The organism is Microcystis ichthyoblabe FBCC-A1114 (assembly GCF_050500245.1).
GTDB classification, from domain to species: Bacteria; Cyanobacteriota; Cyanobacteriia; order Cyanobacteriales; family Microcystaceae; genus Microcystis; species Microcystis ichthyoblabe_A.
The window spans coordinates 1,545,027-1,560,637 of record NZ_CP191408.1; the positions used below are offsets into that span (position 1 = coordinate 1,545,027).

Consider the following 15,611-nt stretch of genomic DNA (forward strand, 5'->3'; position numbering starts at 1 on the left):
GCCTCTATTAATCAGATTACCTTAGTTTGACTCTCCATCTCCGGTGTCGGGCAATTCCAGCCATACTGAGGCACAAAGAAGTCAGCTAATAACTAAGGGACTTGCGTGGGAATAATATCCCAATCGATCGGAGGGCGCAAGCTTTGCGCCCCTACAGTAACGGATTTTGTCCACAATGTAGGGGCGAACTGCGTTCGCCCAAAAGGTACATTATCAAAGCGCAAGTCCCTAACTGCTAAATTAGCCATACACTCGTGCCATAATGGTAGATTACCTCGATCAGTAAGCCAAGAAGTAATGAGTGTAAATTGGACGAATAGCCGCGCCAAGCGATTAAGTGCCTTACCCCCCTACGTTTTCGCCCGCTTGGATGAATTAAAAGCCTTAGCCCGCAAAGAAGGACTAGATTTAATCGATTTAGGCATGGGCAACCCGGACGGTTTTGCTCCGCGTCCAGTTATCGAAGCGGCCATTCAAGCTTTTGAAACGCCCCAATTTCACGGTTATCCACCCTTTGAAGGAACCGCCAGTTTCCGAGAGGCGATCGCTAAATGGTATGATCGCTCTTATGGTGTGCAACTCAATCCCGATAACGAAGCTTTACCCTTGCTAGGTTCCAAAGAGGGCCTATCTCACCTGGCTTTGGCTTATGTTAACCCCGGCGATGTGGTCTTGGTTCCCAGTCCCGCCTATCCCGCCCATTTTCGCGGTCCTTTGATTGCTGGGGCGACGCTATACCCAATAATCTTAAAAGCGGAACAGGATTGGCTGATAGATATCGATTCTATCCCCGAAGATGTGGCTAAACAGGCGAAAATCCTCTATTTTAACTATCCCAGTAATCCCACCGCCGCCGTTGCCCCCCGGGAATTTTTTGAAAAAATCGTTGCTTGGGCCCAGCAATATGAGATTATGCTCGTCCACGATCTCTGTTATGCTGAATTAAGTTTTGATGGTTATCAGCCCACCAGTTTATTAGAAATTCCGGGGGCAAATGAGATTAGTGTGGAATTTCATACCCTCTCGAAAACCTATAATATGGCTGGGTGGCGCGTCGGTTTTGTCGTGGGCAATTCCGATATTATTCAAGGGTTACGCACCCTGAAAACTAATCTCGATTATGGCATCTTTTCCGTCATCCAAAAAGCGGCCGAAACCGCCCTACAACTGCCGGATGAATACGTTAAACAAGTACAGGAAAGATACCGGCAGCGACGAGATTTTTTAATCAAAGGTTTGGGGCAATTAGGTTGGGATATTCCCCCCTCTAAGGCGACAATGTATCTCTGGGTTCCCTGTAGCGTCGGTATGACTTCCACGGATTTTGCCCTCAGTGTTTTGCAAAAAACTGGTGTCGTCGTCACTCCGGGCAATGCTTTTGGGGAGGGAGGGGAAGGTTATGTGCGCGTCAGTTTAATCGCCGATATCCCGCGATTAGGGGAAGCCTTACAGCGCCTCGAAGATGCGGGAATTCGCTATCAGTAAGGAGAGTTTTTCCCCTTGATTTACCCGCCAAATCCCTCTAGGCACTGGCTAAAATTGTATGATGGAATTTTATCGCGGTAGCTTGCCACTTCCATGACCTACAGCTTAAGAATTGCCGATATTCCCGTCAGTGAAAGACCGAGGGAACGTTTAATCAGTGTCGGGGCGAAAAACCTCAGCAACGCCGAATTATTAGCGATTTTACTGGCTACAGGTCAAGGTAAGGGGAAACTCTCGGCGGTGGGTTTAGGACAGCATATTCTCAATGAATTGAGTAAATATCGCCGGGATCCTTTGGACGTTTTGAGGGATATTCAGCCCCAAGAATTAACCGCTATTCATGGCATTGGACCGGCTAAGGCTACTACTATTCTAGCGGCGATCGAATTGGGAAAACGAGCTTTTCAACGACGACCGACGGAAAAAATGGTTATCGATAGTCCCGATACCGCTGCCGCTATCCTTGGACACGAACTAATGTATCAGTCTCAGGAACGTTTCGCCGTTATTTTACTCGATGTCAAAAATCAGTTAATCGCACTCAAGGTGATTACTATCGGCACAGCCACGGAAACACTGGTACATCCACGAGAAATCTTTCGAGAAGTAGTGAAACAATCAGCTACTAAGTTAATTATCGCCCATAATCACCCCACCGGGTCACTTGTGCCTAGTCAAGACGATATTTTACTCACAGAACAATTATTACAGGGAGCTACCTATCTAGCCATTCCTCTCCTAGATCATTTGATCCTCGGTAATGGCAACTTCCAAAGTCTTCGCCAAATCACAGATCTTTGGGAAAAATATCCTCAAGAAGATTGACAGAAAAGACACTCGATCGGGTAGTTTAATTTTTTAGCCGTTTCAATTGGGCGTTAATTTCCTCAAACATTATGCGATCGCTGTCAAGGATTGGGGAGAAAACCAAAAATTTTGGCCGCTCCTCCTAAAATAGCAACAACCAAAGCTATCAGAATCCCCCGACTGGTAAATTCCCGATCAGCGACTCTTGCAGTTAACCCTTTAATTTCTGCGGTTAGTCGCTCATCTAAACCAGGACTTGATCTTTCTCCTTTGCAAGGATCGGGATCGTCTCTCGTGTATCTGTTTGAAACTATCATTCCCTTTGCTGAGGTGACAGCCGTACCAGAAAGCAGCAGTCCGCTCGCTTTGGGATTGCTATCCTTGGGATTTGTCACTGTCAGCGCCGTCTCTTTTCCATTACCCAAGGGCAGCACTAACCATCGAGCCGACAGCAATCTTGCTCGAGGAGCGTACCTACTGTCCGCACTTCTTAACATTCAATTGATAATTTTTACTAATATATCTGGACTTCCCCGTTGACAAAAGGCCATAACCTGTGCTGTAGAAGGGATTAAGAGAATTTCCGCCGCCCCGTTACTGGATACAAATCAGGGAAACTCCCAATAAATCTAACGCTTTTTGTTGCAGTTGGGTCGGTCGAGTTATCTTAGAAAAACGATAACTTCCCTCCCTAATCGTACATTCCACTGTATTCCTGAACTTCCCCCATACATATATACTATAATAGCCGAAAACCCTTATCCATCAATGGATACGCCCCTTAACTTTTCTTAATGTACCCATGTAATTTGTAACATTTCTTAATGGACAAGAATTCTCTCTATTTGCTAGAATGATAGCCATGTATATAGAAAAAGTTCCTAACCGTAATTCCCCCCCCGCCGTTCTTCTTCGGGAGTCCTACCGAGAAGGAGATCAAGTCAAAAAAAGAACCCTGGCCAATCTCTCAAAATTACCCGATGATATTATCGACAATCTGAAACTGGCTCTTAAAGGCGCAACACTGTCCATGACTGAAGGCATTCCCAATCATTTTGAAGTGATTAGAAGTCTTCCTCATGGTCATGTAATGGCTATTTTAGAGACGATTAAAAAATTAGGTTTAGATAAAATAATCAGTGAAAAATCCTCACGAATCAGAAACTTAGTGGTGGCGATGATTGTGGCAAGAATCATCAATCCTAAATCGAAACTAGCCACAGCGAGAGGGTTTAATAGCGAGACTTGTAGTCAGAGTTTAGGACAATTGTTAGACTTAGAGAAAGCCGATGAAGACGAATTATATAACGCCTTAGATTGGTTATTAGAAAAACAAGAGAAAATTGAGAAGCACCTAGCAATTAAACACTTAGAATCAGGAACATTAGTCTTGTATGATGTCACTTCTACCTACCTAGAAGGAAATGGTTGTGAACTGGGAAAATATGGTTATAACCGAGATAAAAAGAAAGGGAAAACTCAGATAGTTTTTGGTCTGCTCTGTTCAGCCAAGGGTTGTCCGATAGCGGTAGAAGTATTTGAAAGAAACACCTCAGACGGTGCTACTTTAAGCGGACAAATTGAGAAAGTCAGAAAGGGTTGGGTGATTGAGAATGTGGTCTGGGTAAGCGATAGAGGAATTTTAACTAACTCGAAAATCAACGAATTAGTAAAACCGATAGAAGGATTAGACTATATTACTGGTTTAACTAAGCCTCAAATTCGGAAACTGGCTGAGGTAGAAGTGATTCAATTAGGATTATTTGATCAGGTAAACTTGGTGGAATTTGAGAGTGAAGATTATCCCGATGAAAGATTAATTGCTTGTCGGAATCCCTTCATTGCCCAGAAAAATCAACTACAAAGAGAGGCATTATTAGAAGCGGTAGAGAAGGAACTAGATTTGATTGTTCAGGCGACTCAAAGGGAGAAAAGAGCTTTAAAGGGTCAAGATAAGATAGCTTTGAGAGTGGGCAAGATTCTTAATCAGTTTAAGGTCAATAAATACTATAACTTAGAGATAACAGAAGAAGGCTTTTCTTATCAGCGTAAGCTGGAATTAATCGCTCAAGAAACGGCCTTGGATGGTGTGTATGTGTTAAGAACTTCTCTGGAGTCAACCTTGATGGATGCAGCGACAACGGTTAAAGCTTATAAAAGTTTGTCTCAAGTGGAGGAGGCATTTCGCTGTTATAAGTCAATTGATTTAAAGGTACGTCCTATCTATCATTATAAGGGTGATAGAGTCAAAGCTCATATCTTTTTATGTATGTTGGCTTATTATGTGGAATGGCATTTAAAACAGTGCTTGGCTCCTTTGTTATTTGAGGATGAAGAAATTGATGATGGTTCTCTGAATGTGATTAAAGCGAGTCGCAGTGAATCCGCTCAGTCTAAAGAGAGAAAAAAACGGAATCAAGAGGACTTTCCTGTGCATAGCTTTCGGACTTTGTTGGAAGACCTGGGGACAATTTGCTTGAATACAGTGGAATGTACGATTAGGGAGGGAAGTTATCGTTTTTCTAAGATAACTCGACCGACCCAACTGCAACAAAAAGCGTTAGATTTATTGGGAGTTTCCCTGATTTGTACCCAGTAACGGGGCGGCGTAAATTCTCTTAATTCCTCCTACAGCATAGGTTATGGCCTTTTGTCAACGGGGAAGTCCAGACATAAAATTTGACAAAAAGAGAAAAGTGTGCAAGATGGCTCAAGGGGGTTCTATGGGGGGACTAATTTGATGAGATAGTTTCCAAGTCTGGCTGATATCATGTAACCTTCGCAGTCCCAACCAAATAGTTTTAACACTTGGTTCACCGTCACCTTTTCTACCTAAAAACCCCCCAAGAGAAGCAATCATTCTGACCGCTTCTCGAAAGGAGGGCGGCTTTTCAGGTGGCGGACTCTTTTTATGAATAGTGGCACACAAAGATTGCCATTCATGTTCTTCCAAAAAACTTTCACAACTCTCCTCTCCGTGTAAGCGTGCTTGATAGGTTAACCAAAGTAGTGCGAAACGTTTAGGCATGAAATAGAGCTGAAATGCCCGAAATAACCGCCTAGTAAGGTCTTCAGTCCCCTGACTGAATCTAACAGGTCAACCCAGACCAGCCTTATAACTGTTTATATGTCCCGACGTTTAGTATCAAAGTGATACCAAACTAGGCAAAGGGACTCAAGGTCAATACACTTTGTAACAATTATTCACAAATTGTTACAAAGGTGAGAGTAACGGCGATAGCCACCCCCAGATTCAGAAATCACAATTCTGGGACTGAAGCGGGGAACGGAAGGCTCCGAGGTGTAACCTAACACCAGAATCGAGACCACTGCCAACCATCCATGATTAGGTGTGAACCGAATGTCCGACCTGAACCATCGTAATTAGCTAGTAGTGAAATAGGTTGATACACTGCGTTCAAAAGAACAAGGGGAAAAGTAAGGAATTTACTAACTCACTTACACAGACCTTTAAAAGTACCCCGATGGATAGGACAAATCTAAAGATGGAATGCCCATATAAACGGAACGTGATAAGCCCTTTCAGGCTCTGAGTATCGGTCGAAATACTCAGTAGTGACAAGTGTAAGCGCAAGCCTTCAAGGGTGTGAGATGTAACCAAAAGCCAACGCCTGACGGTAATAGTCGGGATATGCTCACAGGTTACGGTTTGATTGTAAGGATAGAGTCTAGTAGGAGTCTATATGACGAAACCCTTGAGAAGGTAAAGGGTTCGGGAAACCGAAAACCACTAAGACTACGAATGTATGGAAAGCTATCAATTGGGGTAAAATCCAAAGATATGTTTTCAAGCTCCAAAAGAGGATATACCAAGCGGCTAAATCGGGACAGGATGCAAAGGTTAGAAGGTTGCAACGTCTATTGGTGAAATCATACTACGCTCGTCTATTAGCAGTCCGCAAAGTAACCCAAGATAATCAAGGAAAGAAAACAGCAGGAGTCGATGGAGTGATAGCAATATCCCCAGAACAAAGGCTAAATCTAACCGAAGAAATCAAGGGAAAACTTAAAGCAAAACCGTTAAGAAGGGTATGGATTCCTAAACCCGGCAGGGATGAAAAACGTCCACTAGGAATACCAACCATCAAAGACAGAGCTAGACAAGCGTTGATTAAATCGGCACTCGAACCAGAATGGGAGTCAAAAATGGAAGAAACCAGCTACGGTTTTCGACCCGGAAGGTCTGCCCATGATGCAATATCGAGGATATACCTTAGCATCAATAAAAGTAGCTACTTCGTATTAGATGCTGATATTGCCAAGTGTTTTGACCGAATTAATCACAACTTCCTACTGTCAAAAATTCATTGTCCCACTGCCTTGAAAAGAGACATTAAACAATGGCTCAAAGCAGGAGTATTGGATAATGGCGTATTTGAAGAAACAGAAACAGGGACACCACAAGGAGGGGTAATAAGTCCACTACTAGCCAACATCGCACTGGATGGAATGGCAAGATTAATTGAAACACTATTCCCCAAAAAGGGTAGTAAAACTCAAGCTGTTCTAATAAGATACGCCGATGACTTTGTGGTGATTTCACCATCACTCGAAATCATTGAACAGTGCCAAACTGCCATTTCTGAATGGTTAAAACCAATTGGATTAGAACTCAAACCAGAAAAAACCAGAGTGTCTCATACACTCAACCCCATTGAGTACAATGGGAAAACTGAAGAACCCGGTTTTGATTTTCTAGGATTCAATATCAGGCAATACCCAGCAGGAAAATACAAAGCAGGGAAAATATATAAAGGAATACCCAAAACATTTCTAACACATATTAAACCTAGCCAAAAAGCAGTTAAAGCCCACACAGAAGCGATTAAAGGTGTAATCAAAAAACACAAAACAGCACCTCAATCAGCCCTGATTAGTCACTTAAACCCAATCATTAGAGGTTGGGCTAACTACTACTCAGGAGTAGTATCCACAGATACCTTCAATAAACTAGACAATACAATCTGGTTAATGTTAAGGGCATGGACAGTATCAAGATGCGGTAAATCAAACCACGAAAAGCTGAGAAACTACTTTAGACCGGGTACAGTTAAACTCAGCAATGGGAAAGAAAGGCAAGAATCTTGGTTATTTAAGACCAAAGATGGTCTTCATTTATGGCAACATAATTGGACACCAATTGTCAGACATACCCTAGTACGCCCCGAAACTTCACCTTACGACGGAAATTGGACTTACTGGGCGACCAGACGAGGACAAGCAATCGACACACCGACAAGAGTAGCCAAACTACTTAAGAAGCAACAAGGCAAGTGTAGCCGATGTGGGCAGTATTTCACACCATCGGATTTAATTGAAGTTGACCACATTCACCCTCTCAGCTTAGGCGGAAAGGATGAATATAAAAACCTTCAATTACTACACCGCCACTGTCACGATGATAAATCGGCATCTGATGGAAGCCTAAAATCATCTGGTTTGACATCAACAGTCAACCTAGATAATACAAGGTTAACCAAAGGAAGTCAAGCTGTATCCTTAACAAGGGAACAGTCAAACTAGGAGCCGTGTGAGGTGAAAGTCTCACGCACGGTTCTGAATGGGAGGGGAGGTCGGTGACGACCTTCTCGACCCCTAATAGAGCTTATTGCCTTAAACCAGAGGATGTCACAGCACTATATTGGTAACAGGTAAACTATACACTCCAGCGATCGCCAATTGAAAGTCGCTGACTGCATCGCCGTTGGTATCCCCGCAAAGGAGACCGCCGTAAAAGCGCAGTTGTCCCGCTTGACTTGAAAAATCCGAGGCACCAATAAACGTGAAACTCTGATTACCAGCGTTGAGGGAGTTGGCATCAATGCCAGAGATATCAATAGTATCAAGACCAGTATTGAAATCGAGGATATTGTCTTGGTTTGCACCTTGACCGATTTCATCAACGGTGTTGAAGATAAAACGGTCCGGACCTTCGCCTCCCGTTAGTTGATCTGACCCTAATCCTCCGATAAGAATGTCCTCACCACTACCGCCGTTAAGTTTGTCCTGACCACCGCCACCAATAATGACATTATTGGCAGCATTACCGGTGATATCATCATTCCCCCAATAGCCGTTTATTTCGATATTGTTACCGACAAAAGCCGTATTAGAGAAGTCGAGAGTATTATCACTCCCATCACCGACGATGGTGACTTTTCCTGTTACTCCTGTCCCGTCGATGGTTTCAATGCCACTATTGACCCCAAAACTCTTGAGACCAATATCAACATTACCCGTACCTTTGGCGACAATGGTATCTGTACCAGTGGTTCCTGTATCCGTAATGGTGTCATAACCTTCAAAGGTATTCCACTCATTACTTTGATAACCAGTATAGAGGTAATTATCGGAACCGTTACCGCCGTTAAGTTTGTCCTGACCACCGCCACCAATAATGACATTATTGGCAGCATTACCGGTGATATCATCATTCCCCCAATAGCCATTGATTTGGATATTGTTACCGACAAAAGCCGTATTAGAGAAGTCGAGAGTATTATCACTCCCATCACCGACGATGGTGACTTTTCCTGTTACTCCTGTCCCGTCGATGGTTTCAATGCCACTATTGACCCCAAAACTCTTGAGACCAATATCAACATTACCCGTACCTTTGGCGACAATGGTATCTGTACCAGTGGTTCCTGTATCCGTAATGGTGTCATAACCTTCAAAGGTATTCCACTCATTACTTTGATAACCAGTATAGAGGTAATTATCGGAACCGTTACCGCCGTTAAGTTTGTCCTGACCACCGCCACCAATAATGACATTATTGGCAGCATTACCGGTGATATCATCATTCCCCCAATAGCCATTGATTTGGATATTGTTACCGACAAAAGCCGTATTAGAGAAGTCGAGAGTATTATCACTCCCATCACCGACGATGGTGACTTTTCCTGTTACTCCTGTCCCGTCGATGGTTTCAATGCCACTATTGACCCCAAAACTCTTGAGACCAATATCAACATTACCCGTACCTTTGGCGACAATGGTATCTGTACCAGTGGTTCCTGTATCCGTAATGGTGTCATAACCTTCAAAGGTATTCCACTCATTACTTTGATAACCAGTATAGAGGTAATTATCGGAACCGTTACCGCCGTTAAGTTTGTCCTGACCACCGCCACCAATAATGACATTATTGGCAGCATTACCGGTGATATCATCATTCCCCCAATAGCCATTGATTTGGATATTGTTACCGACAAAAGCCGTATTAGAGAAGTCGAGAGTATTATCACTCCCATCACCGACGATGGTGACTTTTCCTGTTACTCCTGTCCCGTCGATGGTTTCAATGCCACTATTGACCCCAAAACTCTTGAGACCAATATCAACATTACCCGTACCTTTGGCGACAATGGTATCTGTACCAGTGGTTCCTGTATCCGTAATGGTGTCATAACCTTCAAAGGTATTCCACTCATTACTTTGATAACCAGTATAGAGGTAATTATCGGAACCGTTACCGCCGTTAAGTTTGTCCTGACCACCGCCACCAATAATGACATTATTGGCAGCATTACCGGTGATATCATCATTCCCCCAATAGCCATTGATTTGGATATTGTTACCGACAAAAGCCGTATTAGAGAAGTCGAGAGTATTATCACTCCCATCACCGACGATGGTGACTTTTCCTGTTACTCCTGTCCCGTCGATGGTTTCAATGCCACTATTGACCCCAAAACTCTTGAGACCAATATCAACATTACCCGTACCTTTGGCGACAATGGTATCTGTACCAGTGGTTCCTGTATCCGTAATGGTGTCATAACCTTCAAAGGTATTCCACTCATTACTTTGATAACCAGTATAGAGGTAATTATCGGAACCGTTACCGCCGTTAAGTTTGTCCTGACCACCGCCACCAATAATGACATTATTGGCAGCATTACCGGTGATATCATCATTCCCCCAATAGCCATTGATTTGGATATTGTTACCGACAAAAGCCGTATTAGAGAAGTCGAGAGTATTATCACTCCCATCACCGACGATGGTGACTTTTCCTGTTACTCCTGTCCCGTCGATGGTTTCAATGCCACTATTGACCCCAAAACTCTTGAGACCAATATCAACATTACCCGTACCTTTGGCGACAATGGTATCTGTACCAGTGGTTCCTGTATCCGTAATGGTGTCATAACCTTCAAAGGTATTCCACTCATTACTTTGATAACCAGTATAGAGGTAATTATCGGAACCGTTACCGCCGTTAAGTTTGTCCTGACCACCGCCACCAATAATGACATTATTGGCAGCATTACCGGTGATATCATCATTCCCCCAATAGCCATTGATTTGGATATTGTTACCGACAAAAGCCGTATTAGAGAAGTCGAGAGTATTATCACTCCAATCACCGACGATGGTGACTTTTCCTGTTACTCCTGTCCCGTCGATGGTTTCAATGCCACTATTGACCCCAAAACTCTTGAGACCGATATCAACATTACCCGTACCTTTGGCGACAATGGTATCTGTACCAGTGGTTCCTGTATCCGTAATGGTGTCATAACCTTCAAAGGTATTCCACTCATTACTTTGATAACCAGTATAGAGGTAATTATCGGAACCGTTACCACCGTTAAGTTTGTCATCACCACCGCCACCAATAATGACATCATTACCAGTGGTTCCGGTGATATTATCATTCCCCCAATAGCCATTGATTTGGATATTGTTACCGACAAAAGCCGTATTAGAGAAGTCGAGAGTATTATCACTCCAATCACCGACGATGGTGACTTTTCCTGTTACTCCTGTCCCGTCGATGGTTTCAATGCCACTATTGGGGCTAAAACTCTTGAGCCCGATATCAACATTACCCGTACCTTTGGCGACAATGGTATCTGTACCAGTGGTTCCTGTATCCGTAATGGTGTCATAGCCTTCAAAGGTACTCCACTCATTACTTTGATACCCTGTATAGAGGTAATTATCGGAACCGTTACCACCGTTAAGTTTGTCCTCACCACCGCCACCAATAATGACATTATTGGCAGCATTACCGGTGATATTATCATTCCCCCAATAGCCATTGATTTGGATATTGTTACCGACAAAAGCCGTATTAGAGAAGTCGAGAGTATTATCACTCCCATCACCGACGATGGTGACTTTTCCTGTTACTCCTGTCCCGTCGATGGTTTCAATGCCACTATTGACCCCAAAACTCTTGAGACCGATATCAACATTACCCGTACCTTTGGCGACAATGGTATCTGTACCAGTGGTTCCTGTATCCGTAATGGTGTCATAACCTTCAAAGGTACTCCACTCATTACTTTGATAACCAGTATAAACATATTGGTCGGAACCGTTACCGCCGTTAAGTTTGTCCTGACTACCGCCACCAATAATGACGTTATTGGCAGCATTACCGGTGATATCATCATTCCCCCAATAGCCGTTTATTTCGATATTGTTACCGACAAAAGCCGTATTAGAGAAGTCGAGAGTATTATCACTCCCATCACCGACGATGGTGACTTTTCCTGTTACTCCTGTCCCGTCGATGGTTTCAATGCCACTATTGACCCCAAAACTCTTGAGACCAATATCAACATTACCCGTACCTTTGGCGACAATGGTATCTGTACCAGTGGTTCCTGTATCCGTAATGGTGTCATAACCTTCAAAGGTATTCCACTCATTACTTTGATAACCAGTATAGAGGTAATTATCGGAACCGTTACCGCCGTTAAGTTTGTCCTCACCACCGCCACCAATAATGACATCATTACCAGTGGTTCCGGTGATATTATCATTCCCCCAATAGCCATTGATTTGGATATTGTTACCGACAAAAGCCGTATTAGAGAAGTCGAGAGTATTATCACTCCAATCACCGACGATGGTGACTTTTCCTGTTACTCCTGTCCCGTCGATGGTTTCAATGCCACTATTGGGGCTAAAACTCTTGAGCCCGATATCAACATTACCCGTACCTTTGGCGACAATGGTATCTGTACCAGTGGTTCCTGTATCCGTAATGGTGTCATAGCCTTCAAAGGTACTCCACTCATTACTTTGATACCCTGTATAGAGGTAATTATCGGAACCGTTACCACCGTTAAGTTTGTCCTCACCACCGCCACCAATAATGACATTATTGGCAGCATTACCGGTGATATTATCATTCCCCCAATAGCCATTGATTTGGATATTGTTACCGACAAAAGCCGTATTAGAGAAGTCGAGAGTATTATCACTCCAATCACCGACGATGGTGACTTTTCCTGTTACTCCTGTCCCGTCGATGGTTTCAATGCCACTATTGGGGCTAAAACTCTTGAGCCCGATATCAACATTACCCGTACCTTTGGCGACAATGGTATCTGTACCAGTGGTTCCTGTATCCGTAATGGTGTCATAACCTTCAAAGGTACTCCACTCATTACTTTGATACCCTGTATAGAGGTAATTATCGGAACCGTTACCACCGTTAAGTTTGTCCTCACCACCGCCACCAATAATGACATTATTGGCAGCATTACCGGTGATATTATCATTCCCCCAATAGCCATTGATTTGGATATTGTTACCGACAAAAGCCGTATTAGAGAAGTCGAGAGTATTATCACTCCAATCACCGACGATGGTGACTTTTCCTGTTACTCCTGTCCCGTCGATGGTTTCAATGCCACTATTGGGGCTAAAACTCTTGAGCCCGATATCAACATTACCCGTACCTTTGGCGACAATGGTATCTGTACCAGTGGTTCCTGTATCCGTAATGGTGTCATAACCTTCAAAGGTACTCCACTCATTACTTTGATAACCGGTATAAACGTATTGGTCGGAACCGTTACCACCGTTAAGTTTGTCATCACCACCGCCACCAATAATGACATCATTACCAGTGGTTCCGGTGATATTATCATTCCCCCAATAGCCATTGATTTGGATATTGTTACCGACAAAAGCCGTATTAGAGAAGTCGAGAGTATTATCACTCCAATCACCGACGATGGTGACTTTTCCTGTTACTCCTGTCCCGTCGATGGTTTCAATGCCACTATTGGGGCTAAAACTCTTGAGCCCGATATCAACATTACCCGTACCTTTGGCGACAATGGTATCTGTACCAGTGGTTCCTGTATCCGTAATGGTGTCATAACCTTCAAAGGTACTCCACTCATTACTTTGATAACCGGTATAAACGTATTGGTCGGAACCGTTACCGCCGTTAAGTTTGTCCTCACCACCGCCACCAATAATGACATCATTACCAGTGGTTCCGGTGATATTATCATTCCCCCAATAGCCATTGATTTGGATATTGTTACCGACAAAAGCCGTATTAGAGAAGTCGAAGGTATTATCACTCCAATCACCGACGATGGTGACTTTTCCTGTTACTCCTGTACCATCAATGGTTTCAATGCCACTATTGGCGCTAAAGGAAAGAATCCCCAGGTCCACGTCTCCTGTACCCAAGGCCACAATTTTATCCACCCCAGAGGTGCCGGTATCGGTGTAGATGTCGTAGCCTTGGAAACTCGACCAGCCTCCTGCTAGATTACCGGAGACATAATAAGTGTCTGAGTCTTCACCTCCATCTAATTGGTCATTGTCTGCACCACCATAGAGGAAGTCATTACCAACCCCACCCGATAAAGTGTCAGACCCCCAATCTCCATCGATTAGGTCATCGCCGCCGCCACCATTGAGAATATCGTTTCCCCCGTAACCCATCAGGTTTTCGGCAAGATTCGTACCTGTAATCGTGTCGCTAGAGTTATCACCGTAAATAATGGTTTTCTGAAGATAGAAATAGTTGAGCCAACTGGAAACATCGTTAAGGCGAGCATTGGCATCACCATCTTCGTTGAGGAGACGATTGTCTTGGATGGTAAAGCCAATGTGATAGAGTCCATCGGCTACGGTATTGACTAAATTTTTACCGAAGTATTGGGTTGTCGCTCCGTCATTTTGCACCAGATGGAAGCCAGTTTCCTCATTTCCCTCATCGTCACCGTGGAGGAGGATAAATTCGTCATAGTGATTAGTGCGAACCCATTGATTGAGGGTGCGAATATCATCGCTGGTAATCCAGCCATCAGCAGCGATACCTGTAGCAGTAATGCCATCGACTAATAGATGGTTAAGTCCGTCGGCGGCGGCGGCTCCGGCGTTAATATCTCCCGCATTTGTCCACTTGGCTAAGCCAGTATCAATTTTGATGGTATCGACAATTTTATCTAATCCTGTGCCAGTGGTGGACTGATCAACGTAAAAATATGTTACCCAATCCGCTACGTCTTTGACTGTGGCATTAGCTGCACCATCTTCGTTGAGAAATCGCCCATTTTGGATTTGAAAGCCAATATGATAGATTCCGTCAGCAACGGTATTAACTAGGTTTTTCGCAAAATATGTGGTCTGAGCGCCGTCATTTTGAACTAAATGGAAGCCAGTTTCTGTTGTGCCGTCATCATCCCCATGCAGAACAACAAAAGCGTTATAACGGGTGGCATCAGAGCGAATCCAATTGTTAATTTGTGCAATATCGCTTTCGGAAATTGAACCATCGGCGGCGAGATTGTAGGTGGTAATCGCTGTTTTTAATAAATCATTCAGTCCATTGGCAGCATCAGCACCGCCAGCAATTTCTTGCCAAGGTATATTTTGCGCTAAACCCTGATCTGCAATAATTAATTCCGTAATCCGATCAAATCCGGTATTAGTTGTTGCCCGATCCGTATAAAATTGGGTTAGCCAATCCGCCACCTGAGCAACCGTGGCATTTGCGTTCCCATCTTCATTGAGAAAAGTACCATTTTGAATGAGGAAACCAATGTGATAAATGCCATCAAAAACCGTATCAACTAAATTTTGGTTGCGATACTGTTGAGTCGCTCCGTCATTTTGGACTGAATGAAACCCTGTTTCTGTTGTACCGTCGTCATCACCGTGGAGAGCAGTAAATTCTGCTAAACGGTTAGCACGAATCCAGGCATTAATCGCGATTACGTCACTGACAGTAAAAATGCCGTTAATAGCAACTCCAGTCGCTTGTTTGGCTTCTAAGATTAACTGATTTAATCCATTAGCTGCCGTCATTCCACCCGTAATATTTGTGCCGAGATTAGCACCAGCAAGTCCTGGATCTCTGCCAATTCTTTCAACCGTTTGATCTAGTCCCGTTCCGGTTGTTCCGGTTGGGTAATTCTGCACCATCGAATAAGATTTGCTTGCCATAATTTTTAACTATAAAAAATAAGGTAGTTAGTGAAATAGCAACAATTTTTAGACAAGTAACGACAAAACCGCACTAAGAC

General features: G+C 43.6%; 6 protein-coding genes and 1 pseudogene. 4 read left to right on the forward strand and 3 right to left on the reverse strand.

The window, feature by feature from the left end; translation table 11 throughout:
- The first annotated feature begins 297 nt into the window (after nucleotides 1-297).
- A complete protein-coding gene (locus tag ACQY1Y_RS07590) occupies nucleotides 298-1,485 on the forward strand; it encodes an aspartate aminotransferase (protein ID WP_430014295.1) in 1,188 nt (395 codons plus the stop codon).
- Nucleotides 1,486-1,578: 93 nt separating this feature from the next.
- The gene (gene radC / locus ACQY1Y_RS07595) at nucleotides 1,579-2,310 is read left to right on the forward strand and encodes a RadC family protein (RefSeq protein WP_002732646.1); all 732 of its coding nucleotides are present in this window, start codon (nucleotides 1,579-1,581) and stop codon (nucleotides 2,308-2,310) included.
- A gap of 83 nt (nucleotides 2,311-2,393) precedes the next feature.
- Here the strand turns inward: radC and ACQY1Y_RS07600 are convergent, their stop codons facing one another.
- Complete coding sequence (locus ACQY1Y_RS07600) at nucleotides 2,394-2,747, reverse strand: hypothetical protein (protein WP_306766085.1); 354 nt, start codon at nucleotides 2,745-2,747, stop codon at nucleotides 2,394-2,396.
- A gap of 407 nt (nucleotides 2,748-3,154) precedes the next feature.
- Between ACQY1Y_RS07600 and ACQY1Y_RS07605 the strand changes: the two genes are divergently transcribed.
- Entirely contained in the window at nucleotides 3,155-4,891 is a 1,737-nt protein-coding gene (locus tag ACQY1Y_RS07605) for an IS1634 family transposase (RefSeq protein WP_430014653.1), read from the forward strand.
- Nucleotides 4,892-5,002: 111 nt separating this feature from the next.
- On the opposite strand, the pseudogene ACQY1Y_RS07610 reads toward ACQY1Y_RS07605, so the two are convergent.
- Nucleotides 5,003-5,305: pseudogene (locus ACQY1Y_RS07610) on the reverse strand (IS4 family transposase); the annotation flags it as partial.
- Between the two features lie 764 nt (nucleotides 5,306-6,069).
- Between ACQY1Y_RS07610 and ltrA the strand changes: the two are divergent.
- Complete coding sequence (ltrA, locus tag ACQY1Y_RS07615; protein WP_430014654.1) at nucleotides 6,070-7,836, forward strand: group II intron reverse transcriptase/maturase; 1,767 nt, start codon at nucleotides 6,070-6,072, stop codon at nucleotides 7,834-7,836.
- A 105-nt stretch (nucleotides 7,837-7,941) separates the two neighbouring features.
- Here the strand turns inward: ltrA and ACQY1Y_RS07620 are convergent, their stop codons facing one another.
- A complete protein-coding gene (locus ACQY1Y_RS07620) occupies nucleotides 7,942-15,531 on the reverse strand; it encodes a M10 family metallopeptidase C-terminal domain-containing protein (protein WP_430014296.1) in 7,590 nt (2,529 codons plus the stop codon).
- Nucleotides 15,532-15,611: the final 80 nt, after the last annotated feature.

Coding starts and splice junctions, on each gene's coding strand:
- ACQY1Y_RS07590 (WP_430014295.1), top strand. CDS start 298: ATGAGTGTAAATTGGACGAATAGCCGCGCCAAGCGATTAAGTGCCTTA.
- radC (WP_002732646.1), top strand. CDS start 1,579: ATGACCTACAGCTTAAGAATTGCCGATATTCCCGTCAGTGAAAGACCG.
- ACQY1Y_RS07605 (WP_430014653.1), top strand. CDS start 3,155: ATGTATATAGAAAAAGTTCCTAACCGTAATTCCCCCCCCGCCGTTCTT.
- ACQY1Y_RS07620 (WP_430014296.1), bottom strand. CDS start 15,531: ATGGCAAGCAAATCTTATTCGATGGTGCAGAATTACCCAACCGGAACA.